Below are 16678 nucleotides of genomic sequence, written 5' to 3'. Positions count from 1 at the left end.
CGGGAAAGCTCAGTACTCAGCCGGGAACACGGTCGGGAAAGCTCAGTCGGGAACGACGACGGCGCGTCCCCGCACCGCGCCCGCACGCAGCCTCTCGAACGCTTCCGAAGCGCTCGACAGTGCGTACCGCTCGACCTCCACCCGCACGGAGCCCTCGCGGGCCAGTGCGACGACCCGTGCGAGTTCGGGCACGGTTCCCCAGAAGGGCAGCGAGATCCGCGTCCCGGGAGGGAGGGCCCCGGGCTTGCGGACCGTCAGTTCGCCGCCCCCGCTTCCGACCACGGCCAGTTCCCCGTCCGCCCGCAATGCGGCGACGGCGAGCTCGAGGCTGGAGCGGCTGCCGACGAAGTCGAGCACGGCCACCGCTCCGGCCCCGCTCGTCCGGGCCCGCAGGACCTGGGCGGTGTCGGACCGCAGCAGCGTCCCGAAGTGCGCGCCGCAGGCGTCGGCCAGGGCCAGCGCCTCGTTCCGTACGTCCACGGCCAGTACGTGCGCGGCCGTCGTCGCCCGCAGGATCTGGACGGCGAGATGCCCCAGCCCCCCGACCCCGATCACCACCACGCTCGCGCCGGCCGTGAGCGAATGTCGTACGGCGGTCACGGCGTGGTATGCGGTGAGTCCGGCGTCGGTCAGCGGCGCCGCCTGGACCGCGTCCAGGTCGCCCACCGGGACCAGCAACCGCCCGGACGGGACGAGCAGGGTGTCGGCCATACCGCCGTCGCGGCCCAGTCCCGCCCCGGTACCGGTCAGCTCCTGGTTGAGAGCCGTTCGCAGGTCGCAGTAGTTCTCGGCGCCCGACGCGCAGTGCGCGCACCGCCCGCAGCCCCAGGGCCCGTACACGACCACGCGCTCGCCGACGGCCGGACCCACGGCCTGCGGGCCTCGCTCCGCCACCCGGCCGGCGACCTCGTGCCCGAGGGTGAACGGAATTCGATAGGGGAGGCCCCCTGGAGCGCTGTCGATGACATGGAGGTCCGACCGGCACAGCCCGGCCGCCTCGACCCGGACCAGCACCTCCTCGCCTGTGGGCGCAGGTCGCGCCAGCTCGGTGAGGACGGGTGGCCCACCCCAGCGCGTCAGTCGGACCGCTCTTGTCCGGCCCGTGGGCACCGCTCCTGCCCTGCCTGTTGACATGACGGAGACGGTAACAAAAATGAAGTCAGTTCAGTAGATCGAAGGGGAAGGGAGAGGTGACGCTGTGGGTGACGAACGCGGTGACGGGAGGGCGGGACGCTTCGGCGGACGGGTCGCTCTGGTCACCGGTGCGGGCTCCGGCATCGGAGCGGCGGTGGTCCGGCGGCTCGCCGCGCAGGGCGCGGAGGTCTTCGCGGCCGACATCGACGGCACCGCCGTCGAGACCGTCACCAAGGACCTGTCCGGCGCGCACGCGCTGACCGTGGACGTCGCGGACCGCGCGCAGGTCGACCGGGCGTTCGCGGAGGCGGCCGGGGAGCACGGGCGGCTGGACGTGGTGGTGCACGCGGCCGGTGTCGACGACCCCGTCGCGAAGGAGTGGATCGCCGAGGCGCTGCTCGACGACCGGCCGCCCGAGGTGACCGCGCGGCTGGGCGACGACGCGTGGCGGCAGGTGCTGCGGGTCAATCTCGACGGCACCTTCCATGTGCTGCGCGCCGCACTGCGCGTCATGGTGCCCCGCGGGTCCGGTGCGGTCGTCACCGTCGGCTCCTCCTCGGCCTTCGACACGGTGGTCGGCTATCCGCACTACGCGGCGTCGAAGGCGGGCGCGCACGCGCTGAGCCAGGCCGTCGCCAAGGAGGCGATCGCGTTCGGCGTCCGGGTCAACACGGTGGCGCCGGGGCCGACGGAGACGGGCATGGCGGCGCGCACGCCCGCGCCGCTTCGGCGGGGCTTCGCCGACCCACGGGTCCGGCCGTACGCGACGCCGGAGGAGATCGCCGACATCGCGCTGTTCCTGGCGAGCGAGGACGCGGCGAATCTCGTGGGCGCGGTCCTGCTGGCCAACGGCGGACGGTTCACGGTGTGAGGGAGGTTCGGATGGTCCGGCTCGATGTCGATCCCGCGCTGCTGCTGGAGACCGAGGAGCAGCGCCAACTACGAGCGGTTCTGCGGGACGTGCTCACCGATGCCTGCGGGCCTGAGCGGGTCCGCGAGCAGGCGGCGGGCCCGCGCGGATTCGACCGGGCGCTGTGGGACAGGCTCGCCGGCGAGATCGGAGTGCACGGCCTCGCCGTTCCCGAGGAGTACGGCGGCGCCGGCTACACCTTCGCCGAACTCGCCGTCGCCCTGGAGGAGACGGGACGCGCACTGTGCCCCGCACCGCTGCTCCCGACCGTCGTGCTGGCCGGCGAGGCCCTGCTGGCGAGCGGTGATCGGCGGGCCTGTGAACGCTGGCTGCCCGGCATCGCGTCCGGCACCCGCACGGCCACCGTCGCCGGGGTGCTGCACCCGGCCCGGGTGACGGCCGAGCGCGGTCCCGACGGCTGGGTGCTGCGCGGCGAGGCGGACTTCGTGCCCGACGGCGAGGGCGCCGAGCTGCTGCTGGTCGCCGCCCGTGCCCCGGACGGCGCGCGGCTGTTCGCCTGCACCCCGGACGCCGCGACCTGCCGTCGTACGGCTCGCCGCCTGCTCGACCCCACCCGGCGCCAGGCGCATGTCAGCTTCACGGGTGCCGCGGCCGAGCCGGTCGGCGATCCAGGGCAGGCCCCGGCGGTAGCCGCCGCCGTACGGGACGCCGGACGGGTGGCACTGGCCGCCGAGCATGTCGGAGGCAGTGCGCACGCGCTGGACGCCGCCCTGGACTACGTGTCCCACCGAACTCAGTTCGGTCGGGTCATCGGCTCGTTCCAGGCGATCAAGCATCGGCTGGCCGACCTCCTCGTCGCGGTCGAGGGCGCCCGCTCCGCGTCGTCGTACGCGAGCGCCTGCCTGGCCGTACGGCGGCCGGAGCTGCCCGTCGCCGCGAGCGCCGCGGCGGTCGCCTGCACCCCTGCGTATCGCCTGGCCGCCACCGAATACGTCCAGCTCCACGGCGGAATCGGCTTCACCTGGGAGCATCCGGCGCACCTCTACGTGCGCCGTGCCAGGGCCGACGAGGCGCTGTTCGGCACGGGGGACGACCACGCCCTGCGGCTGGCCGGACTGCTCGGCCTCGCCGGCCGCAGTGGCTGATCATCAGCCGGTCGGTCAGGTTCCAGACCATTGACAGGGGCATCTAACGCCCCCAGAATCGAACTCAATTCAGTTCAGTTTGGAGGGACTCATGGCAGTCGAAGACGAGATCCAGTTCGAGCGCGACGGGCAGGTGGCGCGGGTCTGGCTGAACCGTCCGCACAAGAAGAACTGCGTGACCGTGCCGATCCTCAACCGCCTCGACGAGATCATCACCGAGGTCGACGCGGACCCCGAACTGCGTGTGCTGGTGCTGCGTGGGCGTGGCAACACCTTCTGCTCCGGGTTCGACCTGGACAGCCTCAAGGCCGACTTCGTCGGCAGGTCCAACGCGATCGACGTCGCCGTGCTGTCGGCCAAGGTCTGCGACCGGCTGTACTCGATGAAGACCCCGTCGATCGCCGTCCTCGAAGGGCATGTCACCGCTGGCGGGTTCGAGCTGATGATCTCCTGCGACTTCGCGATCGCCGCGGACGACGCCCTGATCGGCGACTTCCACATCCGCCGCGCCCTGTTCGGCGGAGCCGGGCCGATCTACCGGGTGCCGCGCATGATCGGCGTCCGCAAGACCAAGGAGCTCATGCTCACCGGCAAGCTGCTCACCGGTGTCGAGGCCGCCGAGTTCGGGCTCATCAACTCCTCCGCGCCCGCGGACAAACTCGACGCCACCGTCGAGGAGTTCGCCGACCAGTTGGTCGACAAGAGCCCGTTCACCATGTGGATCACCAAGATGACAATCGACCGGAGCCTCGACGCGGACATCCAGTCCCTGATGGTCATGGAACACCTCGCCGTCGGCGTGATGCTCAACTCCGAGGACGCGGCGGAGGGCGTGGCGGCCTTCCTGGAGAAGCGGGAACCGCAGTGGAAGGGCCGCTGAGCACCGCGGCGGAGACCGGGAGCCGGCTGCGCGGCTCCCGGTGCGCCGACTGCGCGGTGGCCGCCTACCCGGCCGGCCCCGGGTGCCCACGCTGCGGGGGACCGGCCGAGCCGGTCGTGCTCTCCGCCATGGGCACGCTGTGGACCTGGACCGTGCAGCGGTACGCGCCCAAGTCGCCGCCGTACGTCCCGCCCGCCGCCGGATTCGCGCCGTACGCCGTCGGATACGTCGAACTCCCCGAAGGCGTACGGGTGCTGGCCGCCCTCGACATCCGGCCCGAGGACGCCGAGATCGGCATGCCGGTCACGATCACGGCGGGAGACGGTGTGCCGAGGGCCGCGGGAGCCGTCGTATGAGCGGCGAGGACGTACTCGTCTGCGGTGCCGGGATCACCCCCTTCGCCCGGACGGAGGCGAGCGGCCGCGAGCTGGCCGTGCAGGCGGTACGCGCCGCTCTCCACGACGCCGGACTGCCCTGGTCGCGGGTACGGGCCGCCTACGGCGGCAGCGACGCCGCCGGCAACGCCGACACACTCGTCTCCGAACTCGGCCTGACCGGCGTGCCGTTCACCAACGTCCGCAACGGCTGCGCGACCGGCGGCAGCGCGCTGGTGTCGGCCGTCCACGCGATCCGGTCGGGAGCGGCGGACGTGGCCCTCGCCGTCGGCTTCGACAAACACCCGCGCGGCGCCTTCGACCCGCGGCCCGCCGACTGGGGGCTCGGCGACGCCTACGGCCGCGACGGGCTGATGGTCACCACACAGTTCTTCGCGATGAAGATCCAGCGGTACATGCACGACCACGGCATCAGCGCCCGCACCCTCGCCCTGGTCGCCGAGAAGGCGTACGCCAACGGCGCGCTCAACCCGCTCGCCTGGCGCCGCAAGCCGCTCGACGCCGACGAGATCCTCGCGTCCGGCATGGTCAACGACCCGCTGACCCGGTACATGTTCTGCTCGCCCGGCCAGGGCGCGGTCGCCCTCGTCCTGTGCGGCCGTGCCGTGGCCCGCGAAGTCGGCGGCGCACCGGTCACCCTGCGGGCGGCTGTCGTACGGACCCGCCGGTTCGGCTCCTTCGAGGTGTTCAGCCCCTGGGCGCCGCCCGGGATCCCGACGAGCGTGAGCGCCGACGCCGCACAACACGCCTTCGAAGAGGCCGGGTTGGGACCCGCCGACATCGACGTCTGCCAGCTCCAGGACACCGAGAGCGGCGCAGAGGTCATGCATCTGGCCGAGTGCGGGTTCTGCGCACACGGCGAACAGGAGTCGCTGATCCCGTTCGGGGCGACCGGGATCGGCGGCTCGCTGCCGGTCAACACCGACGGCGGCTGCATCGCCAACGGCGAACCCATCGGCGCCTCCGGGCTGCGCCAGGTCCACGAGATCGTCCAGCAGTTGCGTGGCCGGGCGGGCGAACGCCAGGTGCCGGGCGATCCGGCGGCCGGCTTCACCCATGTGTACGGAGCGCCGGGCGTCAGCGCCTGCACCGTGCTGACCCGCTGACCCGATTGCGGAACCGAGGAGAAGAAGGGAGGTCGGAGCACCATGAGCGGCATTCCCGAGACCGCGGAGTTCCGCGCCGAGGCCCGGAACTGGCTGACCGGTGTGGCGAAGGAGCGCACCGCGCACCAGGACTGGGGCCGGGGCGACGACTCGGTGGCGGTCTTCGAGAACTGGACCGAGCCCGAAGAGCGTGCCCACACCGACCTGATACGGCAGTGGGAGCGCACCCGGTACGACCAGGGCTGGGGCGCCCTCGGCTGGCCACCGGAGTACGGGGGCCGTGAACTGCCGTCGCATTACGAGCAGTTGTACCGCGCCGAGGAGGCGGCCTTCGAGGTGCCGCGGCGCACCGAGGTCTTCCCCGTCACCCAGCAGCTCGTCGCCCCCGCCATCCGCATCTGGGGCACCGACGGACAGAAGCGGCGCTGGCTGCGCCCCATGCTCCGTACCGACGAACTCGCCTGCCAGCTCTTCTCGGAGACCGAGGCCGGTTCCGACCTGGCCGGCGTCCGTACCCGGGCCGTACGGGAAGGCGACGGCTGGGTGGTGCGCGGCCACAAGGTCTGGACGTCCGGCGCCCGGGTCGCCACCTGGGGCGTGGCCGTGTGCCGTACCGACCCCGACGTCCCCAAGCACGCCGGTATCACCGTCCTCCTGGTCCGGATGGACGCGCCGGGCGTGACCGTACGGCCCATCCGGCAGATGACCGGCGGCTCCAGCTTCAACGAGGTCTATCTGGACGACGTGTTCGTGCCCGACACCGACCGGCTCGGTCCGGTCGGCGAGGGCTGGCGGGTCACCCTCACCGTGCTCGCCGCCGAACGCCTCGACTCCGGCGGCCTCGGCCTGGACAACGCCGAACGCGCCCTCGACCTCGCCCGGCACCTGCCCCGCCCGCTCACCGACGGGGAACAGCAGCAGGCGGCCGCCCTGTACGTCCGCGGCCTCGTCCAGCGGCTCACCGGGCTCAGGGTGACGGCGGCCCTGGCGGCCGGCCGCGAACCGGGCGCCGAGGCCTCGGTCGGCAAACTGCACGCCACCGCGACCATGCGTGCCACCACCGATCTCGTCCAGCAACTCCTCGGACCGAGGCTGGCCGCCGACACGGGGGAGTGGGGCACGTTCGCCTGGACCGAGCATCTGCTCGGCGCCCCCGGTTACCGCATCGCCGGCGGCAGCGACGAGATCCAGCGCAACATCCTGGCCGAGCGCGTGCTCCGGCTGCCCAAGGAGCCGAAGGGAACGGGAAGTTGAGTACGACGACCGAAGTGGCCGAACTCGGGCGGCGGGTCCGTGAACGGCTCGCCGACCGGCATCCGCACGAGCCGTTGGGTGACCTGCGCACCCTGCCCGGCGGGCACTCGGGCCTCACCTACTCCGTCACGGCGGGAGCGGTCTCGTACGTCGTGAAGGCGGTGCCACCCGGACAGCGCGCCGTCGGCCGCAACGACGTGCTGCGGCAGGCCCGGATCCTGCGCGCCCTCGCCGGGTCACCGGTGCCCGTCCCGGCCGTCGTCGCCGTGGACGAGACCGAACCCGCCTGGTTCGCCATGGAGTTCGTGGACGGCGAGGCCGTCGAGCCGGTCCTCGACGAGCACCGCCTGGATCCCGGACTGTGCCGGACCCGCATGCTGGCACTGGCCGGAGTGCTGCGGGATCTGCACGGGTCGGCGCGTAGGGAGGTCCCCCGATCCCTCGACCCGGCGGGGGAGCTGGAGCGGTGGAGCCGCACCATGCGGGCGGTTCCACGCGAACTCCGCCCCGACGCCGAAGAACTGCTGAGCACCCTGGCGGCACACATCCCCGCCGGCACGGCCCCCACCCTCACCCACGGCGACTTCCGTCTCGGCAACGTCCTGTGCCGGGGGGAACGGCCGGCGGCCGTCGTCGACTGGGAGATCTGGGGGTACGGCGATCCGCGCACCGACCTCGCGTGGTTCCTCCTCTTCACCGACCACCGCAACTTCCCCCGCCTCGGCCGCGCGGTCCCCGGCCTGCCCACCGAGGAAGAGCTGCTCACCGCCTACCTCGACGGCCGGCCCGAACCGCCCGCCCTCGACTGGTTCCGCGCCCTGGCCCGCACCAAGATGGCCGCGATCATGGGCCACAACCTGCGCAGGCACCGCGAGGGCAAGCACCACGACCCCGACCAGGAACGGCTGCCGCCGACCATCGCGGCGATGATCCGCACGGCCGGCGACATCCTCGCCCAACGGTCCCGACCGTCCTGAAGGAGCCGCAGCATGGATTTCGGACTCTCGCCGAGGGCCGAGGAACTCCGTTCGCGCATGGCCGCGTTCATGGCGGATCACGTCCTGCCCGCCGAGCCCGTCTACGACCGCCAGCTCGCCGAAGCGGACGACCCGCACCAACTCCCCCCGATCATGCGGGAGCTGAAGGAGAAGGCGCGCGCCGAGGGGCTGTGGAACCTCTTCCTCGCCCATGGCGACTGGGGAGCGGGCCTCACCAACCTTGAATACGCGCCACTCGCCGAGCTTGCGGGGCGCTCCGTCATCGGCCCCGAGGTCTTCAACTGCTCGGCCCCGGACACCGGCAACATGGAACTCCTCGCCCTCTTCGGGACACCGGAGCAGCAGGACCGCTGGCTGCGACCACTCCTGGCGGCCGAGATCCGCTCCTGCTTCGCCATGACCGAGCCCGAGGTGGCCAGCTCCGACGCACGCAACATCCGCACCCGCATCACCCGGGACGGCGACGAGTACCTCGTCAACGGCCACAAGTGGTACACCTCCGGGATCCTCGACCCGGACTGCCGGCTGATCATCCTGATGGGGGTCTCCAACCCGGACGCTCCCACCTATCGCCGGCAGAGCATGCTGCTGATCCCGCGCGACACCCCCGGCATCACGGTCCTGCGCGATCTGCCGATGTTCGGCTACACCGACCGCTGCGGCCACGGCGACGTGCTCTTCAAGGACGTGCGCGTGCCCGCGTCCGCGCTGCTCGGCGGCGAGGGGGAGGGATTCGCCCTGGCCCAGGGGCGGCTGGGGCCCGGCCGTATGCACTACGCCATGCGCGCGGTCGGATTCGCCGAACGCGCCCTGGAGCTGATGTGCCGCCGGGCCCTGACCCGAAGCGCCTTCGGCGGACCGCTCGCCGAACAGGGCGTCGTGCGCGAATGGATCGCCCGCAGCCGCATCGAGATCGAGCAACTGCGCCTGCTGATCCTGAAGTCGGCCTGGCTGATGGACACCTCGGGCAACGCGGCCGCCCGTACCGAAGTCGCCGCGATCAAGGTGGCCGCGCTGGAGGTGGCCCACCGGGTGGTCGACCGCGCGGTCCAGGCGCACGGGGCGGCCGGGGTCAGCGACGACACCGTGCTGGCGCGTCTGTACGCCATCACCCGGGCGCTGCGGATCGCGGACGGACCGGACGAGGTGCACCTGCGCACCGTCGCACGGCGCGAACTGGCCAGGTATCCCGAGGAGTCGGCATGAACGCACAGGCAAGGAAAGCGCGGGTACTGGACGGACGGGTGGCCGTGATCACCGGCGGCTCCCGGGGGATCGGTCTCGGCATCGCGAAGGCGTACCGGGAGGCGGGCGCCCAGGTGGTGATCGCCGCCCGCAAGCCGGACGGACTGGCCGCCGCCCGCGAGGAGCTGCTGCGGGTCAAGGGCGACGGCGAGGTGCACGAGGTGGTCGCCCACGCAGGCCGGCCGGAGGACGCCGAGCGGTGTGTCGAGGAGACCATGGACCGGTTCGGCCGGCTCGACGTGCTCGTCAACAACGCGGCCACCAACCCGTACATGGGGCCCCTCCTCGACCTCGACCCACCGCGCGCCCGGAAGACCGTGGAGGTCAACCAGTACGGCATGGTCGTGTGGACCCGGTACGCCTGGCGGGCATGGATGCGGGAGCACGGGGGAGCCGTCGTCAACATCGCCTCCGTCGGCGGCCTGGTCGTCGATCCGCACATCGGCTGGTACAACGCCACCAAGGCGGCGATGCTCCATCTCACCCGCCAACTGGCCTACGAACTCGGGCCGCACGCCCGTGTCAACGCGATCGCACCCGGCCTGATCAAGACCGAACTGGCACGGGCCGTATGGGAGCCGAGGGAGCCGATCCTGACCGCGAAGCTGCCCCTGCGCAGGCTGGGAACGGTCGAGGACGTGGCGAACGCGGCCGTGTTCCTCGCGTCCGGCGCCTCGTCCTGGATGACCGGCCAGACGCTCGTCCTGGACGGCGGGGCGACCGCGCTGCCGATCGGGGTGGAAGGGTGAGCGGCGCGGCCGTGGATCTGTTCTCACTGGACGGCCGGACGGCCGTGGTCACCGGGGCCTCGTCGGGGCTGGGCGCGCGTTTCGCCACGGTGCTCGCGGCAGCCGGGGCCACCGTGTTCGCGGCGGCCAGGCGACCGGACCGGCTGAAGGAACTGGCCGACGCCGACCCTCGCATCCACCCGGTCGTCTGCGACGTGGCGAGGGAATCGGATCGCGTCCGGCTGACCGAGACCGCCCTTGAGCACAGCGGCAGGCTCGACGTGCTGGTCAACAACGCGGGGGCGTCCGGTGCCGTACGGGCGCGGGACGAGAGCCCCGGTGACTTCGCGGGCGTCCTGGCCGTGAACCTCGTGGCACCGTTCCACCTGGCCCGGCTGCTCGCCGAGGCACGGCGCGATCATGACCGTACGAGATCGGTCGTCAATGTCTCGTCCGTCCTCGGGCTCGTCTCCGGTGCTCCGCTCGGAGGGGCCGCCTACGCCGCCTCCAAGGCCGGGCTCCTCGGGCTGACCCGCGAGCTGGCCGGACAGTGGGGAGGGTCGGGGGTACGCGTCAACGCCCTCGCCCCCGGCTGGTTCCGCTCCGAGATGACCGAAGGGCTGTTCGCCGACGAGCGCTCCCGGCGCTGGGTGGAGCGCGGCACGATGCTCGGGCGCGGAGGCGCACCGGGCGAGCTCGACGGGGCGCTGCTCTACCTGGCCTCGGACGCGTCCTCGTACTGCACCGGCCAGGTGCTCACCGTGGACGGCGGGTGGACGGCGCGATGAGGGTCACGGTCGAGATCGACGACGGGGTGGCCCACGTCGAGATGTGCCGGGGATCGGGCAACGCGATCGACCTCGCGATGGCCAGGGGGCTGCTGGAGGCGGCACGGGAGTGCGAGGCGGCCGGGGTACGGGCGGTGCTGCTCACCGGGCGGGGGCGCTCCTTCTGCGTGGGCGGCGACCTGAAGGAGTTCGCCGCCCTGCCCGGAGAGCGGCTGGCCGGGCATCTCACCGACGTCACCGACGCACTGCACGGGGCGCTGCGGATCTTCGCCGGCCTTGACGCGCCGTTGGTGGCGGCCGTGCAGGGGGCCGTCGCCGGAGCCGGACTCGGGCTCGCCATGGCCGCCGACCTCGGCTTCGCCGCCACGGACGCCGGTTTCACGGCCGCGTACACCGCGATCGGGTACTCGCCGGACGCCGGGGTGAGCTGGCTGCTGCCCCGCCTTGTCGGCCCCAGGCGGGCGCTGGACCTGCTGCTGACCAACCGGCGGGTGCCTGCCGCGGAAGCGCTGGAGATCGGGCTCGTGAGCAGGGTCGTCGCACCCGATCGGCTCCGGGAGGAGGCCGCGGGCGCCGCGAGGGCACTGGCGCGCGGGGCCACCGGGGCCTACGGCGTGACGCGGCGGCTGGTCGCCGGAGCGTTCTCGGCAGGGCTGGACGAACAGCTCGACGCGGAGGCCTGCCGGCTGGCCGGAGCCGCGGTGTCCGGGGAGGGGCGGGAGGGCATGGCCGCGTTCCTCGACGGGCGGCGGGCGGACTTCGTGTATGCGGCAACGCGGTGACGAGCGGGGCCGCCCGTGGGCTTGCGTCCCGTCGATTCGAAGCCAACCTGAACTTGGGTCTACTCTCGGACGACCGGACGGTGATCGGAACCGGCCGTGGAACAGAGGGAGAGGCGATGGCAAGGGCACGGATCGTGGATCCGGAGGAGGGGCCCAGGTCGAAGCGGGCCGCCATCCTGGTGGCCGCGGTGGAGCGGTTCGGGGAGGACGGCTACGAGAGCACCAAGTGGTCCGAGGTGGCCGACCGGGTCGGCATCGGCCAGACGGCGCTCTACCACTACTTCGAGTCCAAGGCCCACTGCCTGCTCACCATCATGCGCCTGGAGCTCCAGCGCTCCCACGACCAGTTCGTCGAGGCCACCAAGGACATGACGGAACCGGTCGAGGAAGTGCGCGAGGCGGTACGCGCCGCCTTCGCGGTCACCGAGCAGGAGATCCGCCAGATGCGCATCCTCCAGGCCAACATGTCCCTGCTGGCCAACCCCCGCAAGTCCAAGCGGGAGGAGACCGAACGGGTCGCGGCACGCCAGCTGGTCCAGATGGTCGAGCGGGACTGGACGAACCTGCTGATGCGGGGCATGTCCAAGGGCGCCTTCCCGCTGCGCGACGCCCACACCCTCGGCCTGTCCGTGCTCGGCATGATCGTCAGCGTCTGGCGCTGGTACCGCCCGACCGGAGCGATTCCCCTCGCCGAGATCAGCGAGATGATCGAGGGGTGCGTGGTGCGCATGGTCGCCGAATAGCCTCCGGCTCCGTCCCGCCTCTTGTCGGGGCCGGGGCGGTCGTCCTACAGTCAAACTGAACTGAACTCAGGTTGTTTCCAGGGGTGCGAGGGAGAGCGATCGGCAATGGTGCTGCGCGAATACATGGCCCGTATGGACGGCCAGGATCCGGAGAAGGCCCTGGAGTTGGTGGAGCCCGGATTCCGCTTCCTGATCGCCCTGCCCGGCGGCGAGCGGAGCGGGACCTCGCGGGAGGAGTTCGCCGCGTACATAGCAGGGCGCCAGGCCGTGGACCGTATCCATGAGATCAAGAGGTACGCGGTCGACGGCGACGTCGAGACGGCGTACGGCTTCGTCGTCGAGCAGGGGATCACCACGGGGGCGTTCCTCTCCGCGGTACAGGTCTCGCCCGCCGGGCTGATGGCCCGCTACCAGTCCTTCTTCACCACCGACTTCGACCTGGTGGACCGGCCGTGACCACCCCGGCCGCGCAGTCCACCGCGGCGTTCCTGACCCGGTGGTTCGCCCTCCTCGACAGCGAGGACGCCGACCGCATCCTCGACCTGATCAGCGACGACTTCTCCTTCTCCATCCTCTTCTCGACCGGTGGCGGCGGTGCGACCGACTTCCACGGCGGCCGGGCCGAGCTGGAGGGCTACCTCGCCCAGCGCGAGGTGGGCGTCCGCACGCACCACCTGCTCACCGCGGGCACCGCCGGCCGGGACGAACTGTTCCTCGGCGAGGTACGGCGCTCCGGGGTGCCGGAGGCCACCTTCGTGGCAGGCGCCCGGCTCGACGACACCGGCCGGCTACGACGGCTGATGATCGGACGCTCGCCCGAGGTGCTGTTCACCTGAGAAGCCCGAGGAGGGCGCCATGTACAACCTGATCCTGCTGGCAGCCCGGCCGCCCGAGTGGACGCACGAGCGTTTCATCGGCTGGTGGCGCGGCGAGCACGCCGAACTCACCCGTACCCTGCCCGGGCTGCGGTCCTGGCGGCACACCGACATCGACACGGCCCTCGAACCGCGTTCCGAGGGCTGGGACGGGGTCTCCGTCCTGGGCTTCGACACCGCAGAGGACCTCCGCAAGGCACTGGCCAGCCCCGCGTGGGCGGCCGCGGTCGCCCAGGTCGGGGACATGCGGGGCCGGCGGATCGCCGTCATGGGCGGCGAGACGGAGATGTACCCGGGCTGAACACGCCCGTCCGGGACGGACAGTCACCACCACCTTTCGCGCGAAGAGGCGAGGAAGCAGCGGATGCGACAGACAGTGCGGGAGTTCCAGGAACGCGCGGCGAACACCGACTTCACAGCCGTCGTCGACGACTTCGGCCGGCACGGCGCGCGCGACCTGCTGGCGCACGCGGCCGAACTGGCCGACGTCATGGCACCGGACGGAACGCCCGGCGGGACCGTCCTGCTCCAGGCCGACAACTCCTGGCGCACCGTCGCCGCGACCCTCGCCGTGGGGCTGACAGACGGGGTCCTGGCACTGGTCAACCGGCACACGACCGAGGCCGAGTTCGCGGTGGCGCTGGAGGACATCCGCCCTGACGCGATCATCGCCGAACCGGCCGCGGCCGAGGGATGGCGGGCGCGGGAGGGTGTCGAGGGTGCGCGGACGGCCGAGGCCCTCGACGGCTGGGAGGTCCTCGCCGGCCACGGCCCGCGCGATGCCTCCCGCTGGTCCGGCGGCACGCTCATCGGCCTCACGTCCGGCTCCACCGGGCGGCCCAAGGGCGTGGTCCAGTCCGAGAGCGCCCTGCGCTACGCATGCGCCCGCACCGCGGAGATCAACGGGCTGCGCGACGGCGACGCGGTGGCCGCGATCGTGCCCCTCTCCTCGACCGCCGCGTACTGCTTCGGTGTGGGCATGGCACTGATGCTGGGCGGCCCGCTCGTCCTCAGCGGCCGGTGGGACCGCGAGGAGGCGCTGGCGCGGATGTCCGCGAACGACGTCCGGTGGACCATGTGCGTGCCGACCATGGCCCTTCAGATGGGCGCCGCGGCCGCGGGATCACGGGTCCTCGACGGCGTCCGCTCCCTCACCGTCGGCGGCGGTCCGATGGACCGCGGTGCACTCGCCCGTGCCGAACGCTCGCTCGGGACCCGGATCCTGCGCGTCTTCGGCATGTCCGAATGCCTCGGGCACACCTCCCCGCGTCCCGACGACCCCGAGGAGATCCGGCTGGGCCGGGACGGACGCCCGTTCCCCGGCACCGAGTTGCGCGCGGTCGGCGCCGACGGCACCGTCCTGGGCCCCGGCCGGACCGGCAGGGCCGAGGTCCGCGGCCCCTCCCTGTTCGTGGGCTATGCCCGGGACGGCAAGGCCGAGCCACCCGCTCTCACCCCGGACGGCTTCTTCCCCACCGGGGACCTGCTGGTGACCGGCGACGACGGGACGGTCACCATCATGGGCCGGGAGAAGGACGTCATCATCCGGGGCGGCCGCAACCTCGACATCACCGAGATCGAACGCGCCGTCGCCGCCCACCCGGGTATCGCCCGCGCATGTGTGGTGCCCGTACCCGACCCGCTGCTCGGCGAACGGGCGGCCGTGCTCGTGGTCACGGAGGACGGTCACGACGGCATCGGCCTCGACGACATCACCGCACACCTCGACCGCACCGGCCTGTCCAAGGCCAAATGGCCCGAATTCGCCTTCACCGTGGCCGAGTTGCCCCAGACCACGGTGGGCAAGCTGGACCGCTCAGGAGCCCGCGGACTCGCTCACGAGCTGCACACCCGGCTTTCCCCGGAGCCGACCCCACAGCCGCACCGGCAACCGCATCGGCAAGGAGACGCATGAGCACCCCCACGCCCCGCACCCCCCGCTTCGACCGCGGCCGGTGGGCGGAGGCGGGAGCCGAGACCGTACGGCCCGGCGTCCACCGCATCCCGCTCCCGCTGCCGGACGACGGTCTGCGGGCGGTCAACGTGTACGCGCTGGAAGGCCTCGCGGACGGGCTGGTCCTGATCGACGGGGGCTGGTCGATCCCCGAGTCCCGCAAGGCACTTGAGGAGGCGCTCGCCGACCTCGGCCACGACCTCGGCGAGATCAGCCACATCCTGGTCACCCACATCCACCGCGACCACTACACCCAGGCCGTGACGCTGCGCAGGCTGCTCGGCTCCCGGGTCTACCTGGGCTCCGGCGAACGCCGCGGCCTGGAACTGCTCGGATCACTGCGTACGACGCAGCCGGCCGGTTCGCTGGAGACCCTGGCGCGGTCCGGCGCGGGCGAACTCGCCGAGCGCGTGGCCGCGATGGACCACGGCGACTTCGACCCGAGCGTGTGGGAGGCTCCGGATCGCTGGCTGGAGGCGGAGGAACTCCGGTTCGGCGAAGCGAGGTTGCAGGTCATCCCGACCCCGGGCCACACCCGGGGACACGTCGTCTACCTGGACCAGGCCCGAGGCCTGCTGTTCTCCGGGGACCATGTCCTACCGCACATCACCCCGTCGATCGGCTTCGAACTCGGCCCGGCCGAGCTGCCGTTGGGCGACTACCTCGACTCGCTGCGGATGCTGACGACGCTCACGGACGCCCGGCTGCTGCCCGCGCATGGTCCGGTGGGCGACAGTGTGCACGGCCGGGTCGGTGAGCTGCTGGCCCATCACGACGACCGGCTCGCCCAGACCCTGGCGGTCCTCGGCGACCGTACGCTCAACGCCCATGACGTGGCCGGGGAGTTGGGGTGGACGCGGCGCAAGGTGTCCTTCGCCGACCTGAACGCCTTCAACCAGATGCTCGCGGTCAACGAGACCGCGGCCCACCTCGACGTGCTGGTGGCCCGCGGACACGTCCGGCGCACCCGGTCGGGCGACGGCGTCGACCACTACACCGCGCTCGCCGGCACCGCCGTCGGCTAGCGTGCCGTCCAGCCTCCGTCGACATACAGCTCCGAGCCGGTCATGAAGCTCGCGTCGTCGGAGGCCAGGAACGCCACGGCCGCCGCGACCTCCTCGGGCGTACCGAGCCGGCCGAGCGGTGTGCCGTCGAGCATTGCGGCCAGCCGCGCTGTGCCCCGCCACAGTTCACGGGACCGGGGCGTCTCGATGAAACCGGGATGCAGGGAGTTGACCCGGACACCGCGCCTCGCCCAGTGCAGTGCGGCGTTCTTCGTCATGAGACGTACGGCGCCCTTGGCCGCGTGGTACGAGAACTGGGAGCCGAAGCCGCCGACCGTACCGAAGATCGACGCGACGTTGACGACGGAGCCGCCGCCGGAGCGCTCGATCGCCGCGCCGGCGTGCTTCATACCGAGCCAGACTCCGGTCTGGGTAACGGCGATCACCTGGTCCCAGGACTCCCGGGTCTCCGTCTCGACGGTGCGCATCGCGGCGATACCGGCATTGTTCACCAGCACGGACAGGGAGCCGAGCCGGCCGGTCACCCGGTCCACGACAGCCTCCCAGGCCGACTCGTCACTCACGTCCAGTGCCAGCCCGACAGCCCCGCCTCCGACCTCGTCGGCGAGCTTCTCGCAGCCCTCCGCGTCGACGTCCGTCACCACCACCGTGGCGCCTTCGGCCGCGAGCCGTCGTACGACGGCGTCGCCGATGCCTCCGGTCGCGCCGGTCACCAGGGCCACCCGGCCTTCCAGCCTCGCCTCCATCACACCCGT

The 16678-nt window shown here is 72.2% G+C and carries 19 protein-coding genes; 17 read left to right on the top strand and 2 right to left on the bottom strand.

The genetic code is table 11. The annotated features are described in order from the left end of the window. Window positions 1-42: 42 nt before the first annotated feature. Window positions 43-1134 (bottom strand): NAD(P)-dependent alcohol dehydrogenase, encoded by a 1092-nt coding sequence (locus ACFWXC_RS23585; RefSeq protein ID WP_384481627.1) that lies wholly within the window; start codon window positions 1132-1134, stop codon window positions 43-45. A 64-nt stretch (window positions 1135-1198) separates the two neighbouring features. Between ACFWXC_RS23585 and ACFWXC_RS23580 the strand changes: the two genes are divergently transcribed. The 17 genes from ACFWXC_RS23580 (at window position 1199) to ACFWXC_RS23500 (ending at window position 15923) form a co-directional block, all read left to right on the top strand. Then, on the top strand, window positions 1199-2005 hold the full coding sequence (locus ACFWXC_RS23580) for an SDR family NAD(P)-dependent oxidoreductase (RefSeq protein ID WP_384481625.1): 807 nt from the start codon (window positions 1199-1201) through the stop codon (window positions 2003-2005). An 11-nt stretch (window positions 2006-2016) separates the two neighbouring features. Further along, window positions 2017-3150 (top strand): acyl-CoA dehydrogenase family protein, encoded by a 1134-nt coding sequence (locus ACFWXC_RS23575; RefSeq protein WP_384481623.1) that lies wholly within the window; start codon window positions 2017-2019, stop codon window positions 3148-3150. 91 nt (window positions 3151-3241) lie between these two features. Next, window positions 3242-4030, top strand: a complete 789-nt coding sequence (locus tag ACFWXC_RS23570; RefSeq protein ID WP_351492692.1) for an enoyl-CoA hydratase/isomerase family protein — start codon at window positions 3242-3244, stop codon at window positions 4028-4030. Next, window positions 4015-4386 (top strand): Zn-ribbon domain-containing OB-fold protein, encoded by a 372-nt coding sequence (locus ACFWXC_RS23565; RefSeq protein WP_384481621.1) that lies wholly within the window; start codon window positions 4015-4017, stop codon window positions 4384-4386. The genes ACFWXC_RS23570 and ACFWXC_RS23565 overlap by 16 nt, the downstream gene beginning before the upstream one ends. Continuing rightward, window positions 4383-5531, top strand: coding sequence for a thiolase family protein (locus ACFWXC_RS23560; RefSeq protein WP_384481620.1), 1149 nt, complete (start codon window positions 4383-4385; stop codon window positions 5529-5531). The genes ACFWXC_RS23565 and ACFWXC_RS23560 overlap by 4 nt, the downstream gene beginning before the upstream one ends. A gap of 42 nt (window positions 5532-5573) precedes the next feature. Beyond that, window positions 5574-6785, top strand: coding sequence for an acyl-CoA dehydrogenase family protein (locus ACFWXC_RS23555; protein WP_384481619.1), 1212 nt, complete (start codon window positions 5574-5576; stop codon window positions 6783-6785). Continuing rightward, a complete protein-coding gene (locus ACFWXC_RS23550; RefSeq protein ID WP_384481617.1) occupies window positions 6782-7762 on the top strand; it encodes a phosphotransferase family protein in 981 nt (326 codons plus the stop codon). The genes ACFWXC_RS23555 and ACFWXC_RS23550 overlap by 4 nt, the downstream gene beginning before the upstream one ends. Before the next feature lie 12 nt (window positions 7763-7774). Beyond that, the gene (locus tag ACFWXC_RS23545) at window positions 7775-8989 is read left to right on the top strand and encodes an acyl-CoA dehydrogenase family protein (protein WP_384481615.1); all 1215 of its coding nucleotides are present in this window, start codon (window positions 7775-7777) and stop codon (window positions 8987-8989) included. Continuing rightward, window positions 8986-9777, top strand: a complete 792-nt coding sequence (locus tag ACFWXC_RS23540; protein WP_384481613.1) for an SDR family oxidoreductase — start codon at window positions 8986-8988, stop codon at window positions 9775-9777. The genes ACFWXC_RS23545 and ACFWXC_RS23540 overlap by 4 nt, the downstream gene beginning before the upstream one ends. Window positions 9778-9788: 11 nt before the next feature. Beyond that, a complete protein-coding gene (locus ACFWXC_RS23535) occupies window positions 9789-10544 on the top strand; it encodes an SDR family NAD(P)-dependent oxidoreductase (protein WP_384481611.1) in 756 nt (251 codons plus the stop codon). Continuing rightward, window positions 10541-11326, top strand: coding sequence for an enoyl-CoA hydratase/isomerase family protein (locus ACFWXC_RS23530; protein ID WP_384481609.1), 786 nt, complete (start codon window positions 10541-10543; stop codon window positions 11324-11326). Before ACFWXC_RS23535 ends, ACFWXC_RS23530 begins: the two co-directional genes overlap by 4 nt. A gap of 116 nt (window positions 11327-11442) precedes the next feature. Further along, entirely contained in the window at window positions 11443-12069 is a 627-nt protein-coding gene (locus tag ACFWXC_RS23525) for a TetR/AcrR family transcriptional regulator (RefSeq protein ID WP_384481608.1), read from the top strand. Window positions 12070-12174: 105 nt separating this feature from the next. Beyond that, complete coding sequence (locus ACFWXC_RS23520; protein ID WP_384481606.1) at window positions 12175-12525, top strand: nuclear transport factor 2 family protein; 351 nt, start codon at window positions 12175-12177, stop codon at window positions 12523-12525. Further along, window positions 12522-12905 (top strand): nuclear transport factor 2 family protein, encoded by a 384-nt coding sequence (locus ACFWXC_RS23515; RefSeq protein ID WP_384481604.1) that lies wholly within the window; start codon window positions 12522-12524, stop codon window positions 12903-12905. Before ACFWXC_RS23520 ends, ACFWXC_RS23515 begins: the two co-directional genes overlap by 4 nt. Before the next feature lie 19 nt (window positions 12906-12924). Then, entirely contained in the window at window positions 12925-13245 is a 321-nt protein-coding gene (locus ACFWXC_RS23510; protein ID WP_384481602.1) for an EthD family reductase, read from the top strand. Between the two features lie 63 nt (window positions 13246-13308). Next, window positions 13309-14859, top strand: a complete 1551-nt coding sequence (locus ACFWXC_RS23505) for a class I adenylate-forming enzyme family protein (protein ID WP_384481600.1) — start codon at window positions 13309-13311, stop codon at window positions 14857-14859. After that, window positions 14856-15923, top strand: a complete 1068-nt coding sequence (locus ACFWXC_RS23500) for an MBL fold metallo-hydrolase (protein ID WP_384481598.1) — start codon at window positions 14856-14858, stop codon at window positions 15921-15923. Before ACFWXC_RS23505 ends, ACFWXC_RS23500 begins: the two co-directional genes overlap by 4 nt. Here the strand turns inward: ACFWXC_RS23500 and ACFWXC_RS23495 are convergent. Next, window positions 15920-16669 carry an SDR family NAD(P)-dependent oxidoreductase gene (locus ACFWXC_RS23495; RefSeq protein WP_384481839.1) on the bottom strand — a complete coding sequence of 250 codons (750 nt, stop codon included), beginning with the start codon at window positions 16667-16669 and terminating at the stop codon, window positions 15920-15922. The genes ACFWXC_RS23500 and ACFWXC_RS23495 overlap by 4 nt on opposite strands. Window positions 16670-16678 lie beyond the last annotated feature (9 nt).

It is taken from the genome of Streptomyces sp. NPDC058683 (genome assembly GCF_042716195.1).
GTDB lineage: Bacteria > Actinomycetota > Actinomycetes > Streptomycetales > Streptomycetaceae > Streptomyces.
The sequence above is the reverse complement of the archived record's forward strand: the minus strand, read 5'-3'. Positions and strand labels throughout refer to the sequence as shown.

What these genes read in the sequence shown, in the direction of transcription:
- ACFWXC_RS23510 (WP_384481602.1), top strand. Translation starts at nt 12,925, where the DNA reads ATGTACAACCTGATCCTGCTGGCAGCCCGGCCGCCCGAGTGGACGCAC.
- ACFWXC_RS23525 (WP_384481608.1), top strand. Translation starts at nt 11,443, where the DNA reads ATGGCAAGGGCACGGATCGTGGATCCGGAGGAGGGGCCCAGGTCGAAG.
- ACFWXC_RS23500 (WP_384481598.1), top strand. Translation starts at nt 14,856, where the DNA reads ATGAGCACCCCCACGCCCCGCACCCCCCGCTTCGACCGCGGCCGGTGG.
- ACFWXC_RS23585 (WP_384481627.1), bottom strand. Translation starts at nt 1,134, where the DNA reads ATGTCAACAGGCAGGGCAGGAGCGGTGCCCACGGGCCGGACAAGAGCG.
- ACFWXC_RS23520 (WP_384481606.1), top strand. Translation starts at nt 12,175, where the DNA reads ATGGTGCTGCGCGAATACATGGCCCGTATGGACGGCCAGGATCCGGAG.
- ACFWXC_RS23505 (WP_384481600.1), top strand. Translation starts at nt 13,309, where the DNA reads ATGCGACAGACAGTGCGGGAGTTCCAGGAACGCGCGGCGAACACCGAC.
- ACFWXC_RS23575 (WP_384481623.1), top strand. Translation starts at nt 2,017, where the DNA reads ATGGTCCGGCTCGATGTCGATCCCGCGCTGCTGCTGGAGACCGAGGAG.
- ACFWXC_RS23555 (WP_384481619.1), top strand. Translation starts at nt 5,574, where the DNA reads ATGAGCGGCATTCCCGAGACCGCGGAGTTCCGCGCCGAGGCCCGGAAC.
- ACFWXC_RS23540 (WP_384481613.1), top strand. Translation starts at nt 8,986, where the DNA reads ATGAACGCACAGGCAAGGAAAGCGCGGGTACTGGACGGACGGGTGGCC.
- ACFWXC_RS23560 (WP_384481620.1), top strand. Translation starts at nt 4,383, where the DNA reads ATGAGCGGCGAGGACGTACTCGTCTGCGGTGCCGGGATCACCCCCTTC.
- ACFWXC_RS23570 (WP_351492692.1), top strand. Translation starts at nt 3,242, where the DNA reads ATGGCAGTCGAAGACGAGATCCAGTTCGAGCGCGACGGGCAGGTGGCG.
- ACFWXC_RS23530 (WP_384481609.1), top strand. Translation starts at nt 10,541, where the DNA reads ATGAGGGTCACGGTCGAGATCGACGACGGGGTGGCCCACGTCGAGATG.
- ACFWXC_RS23495 (WP_384481839.1), bottom strand. Translation starts at nt 16,669, where the DNA reads ATGGAGGCGAGGCTGGAAGGCCGGGTGGCCCTGGTGACCGGCGCGACC.
- ACFWXC_RS23545 (WP_384481615.1), top strand. Translation starts at nt 7,775, where the DNA reads ATGGATTTCGGACTCTCGCCGAGGGCCGAGGAACTCCGTTCGCGCATG.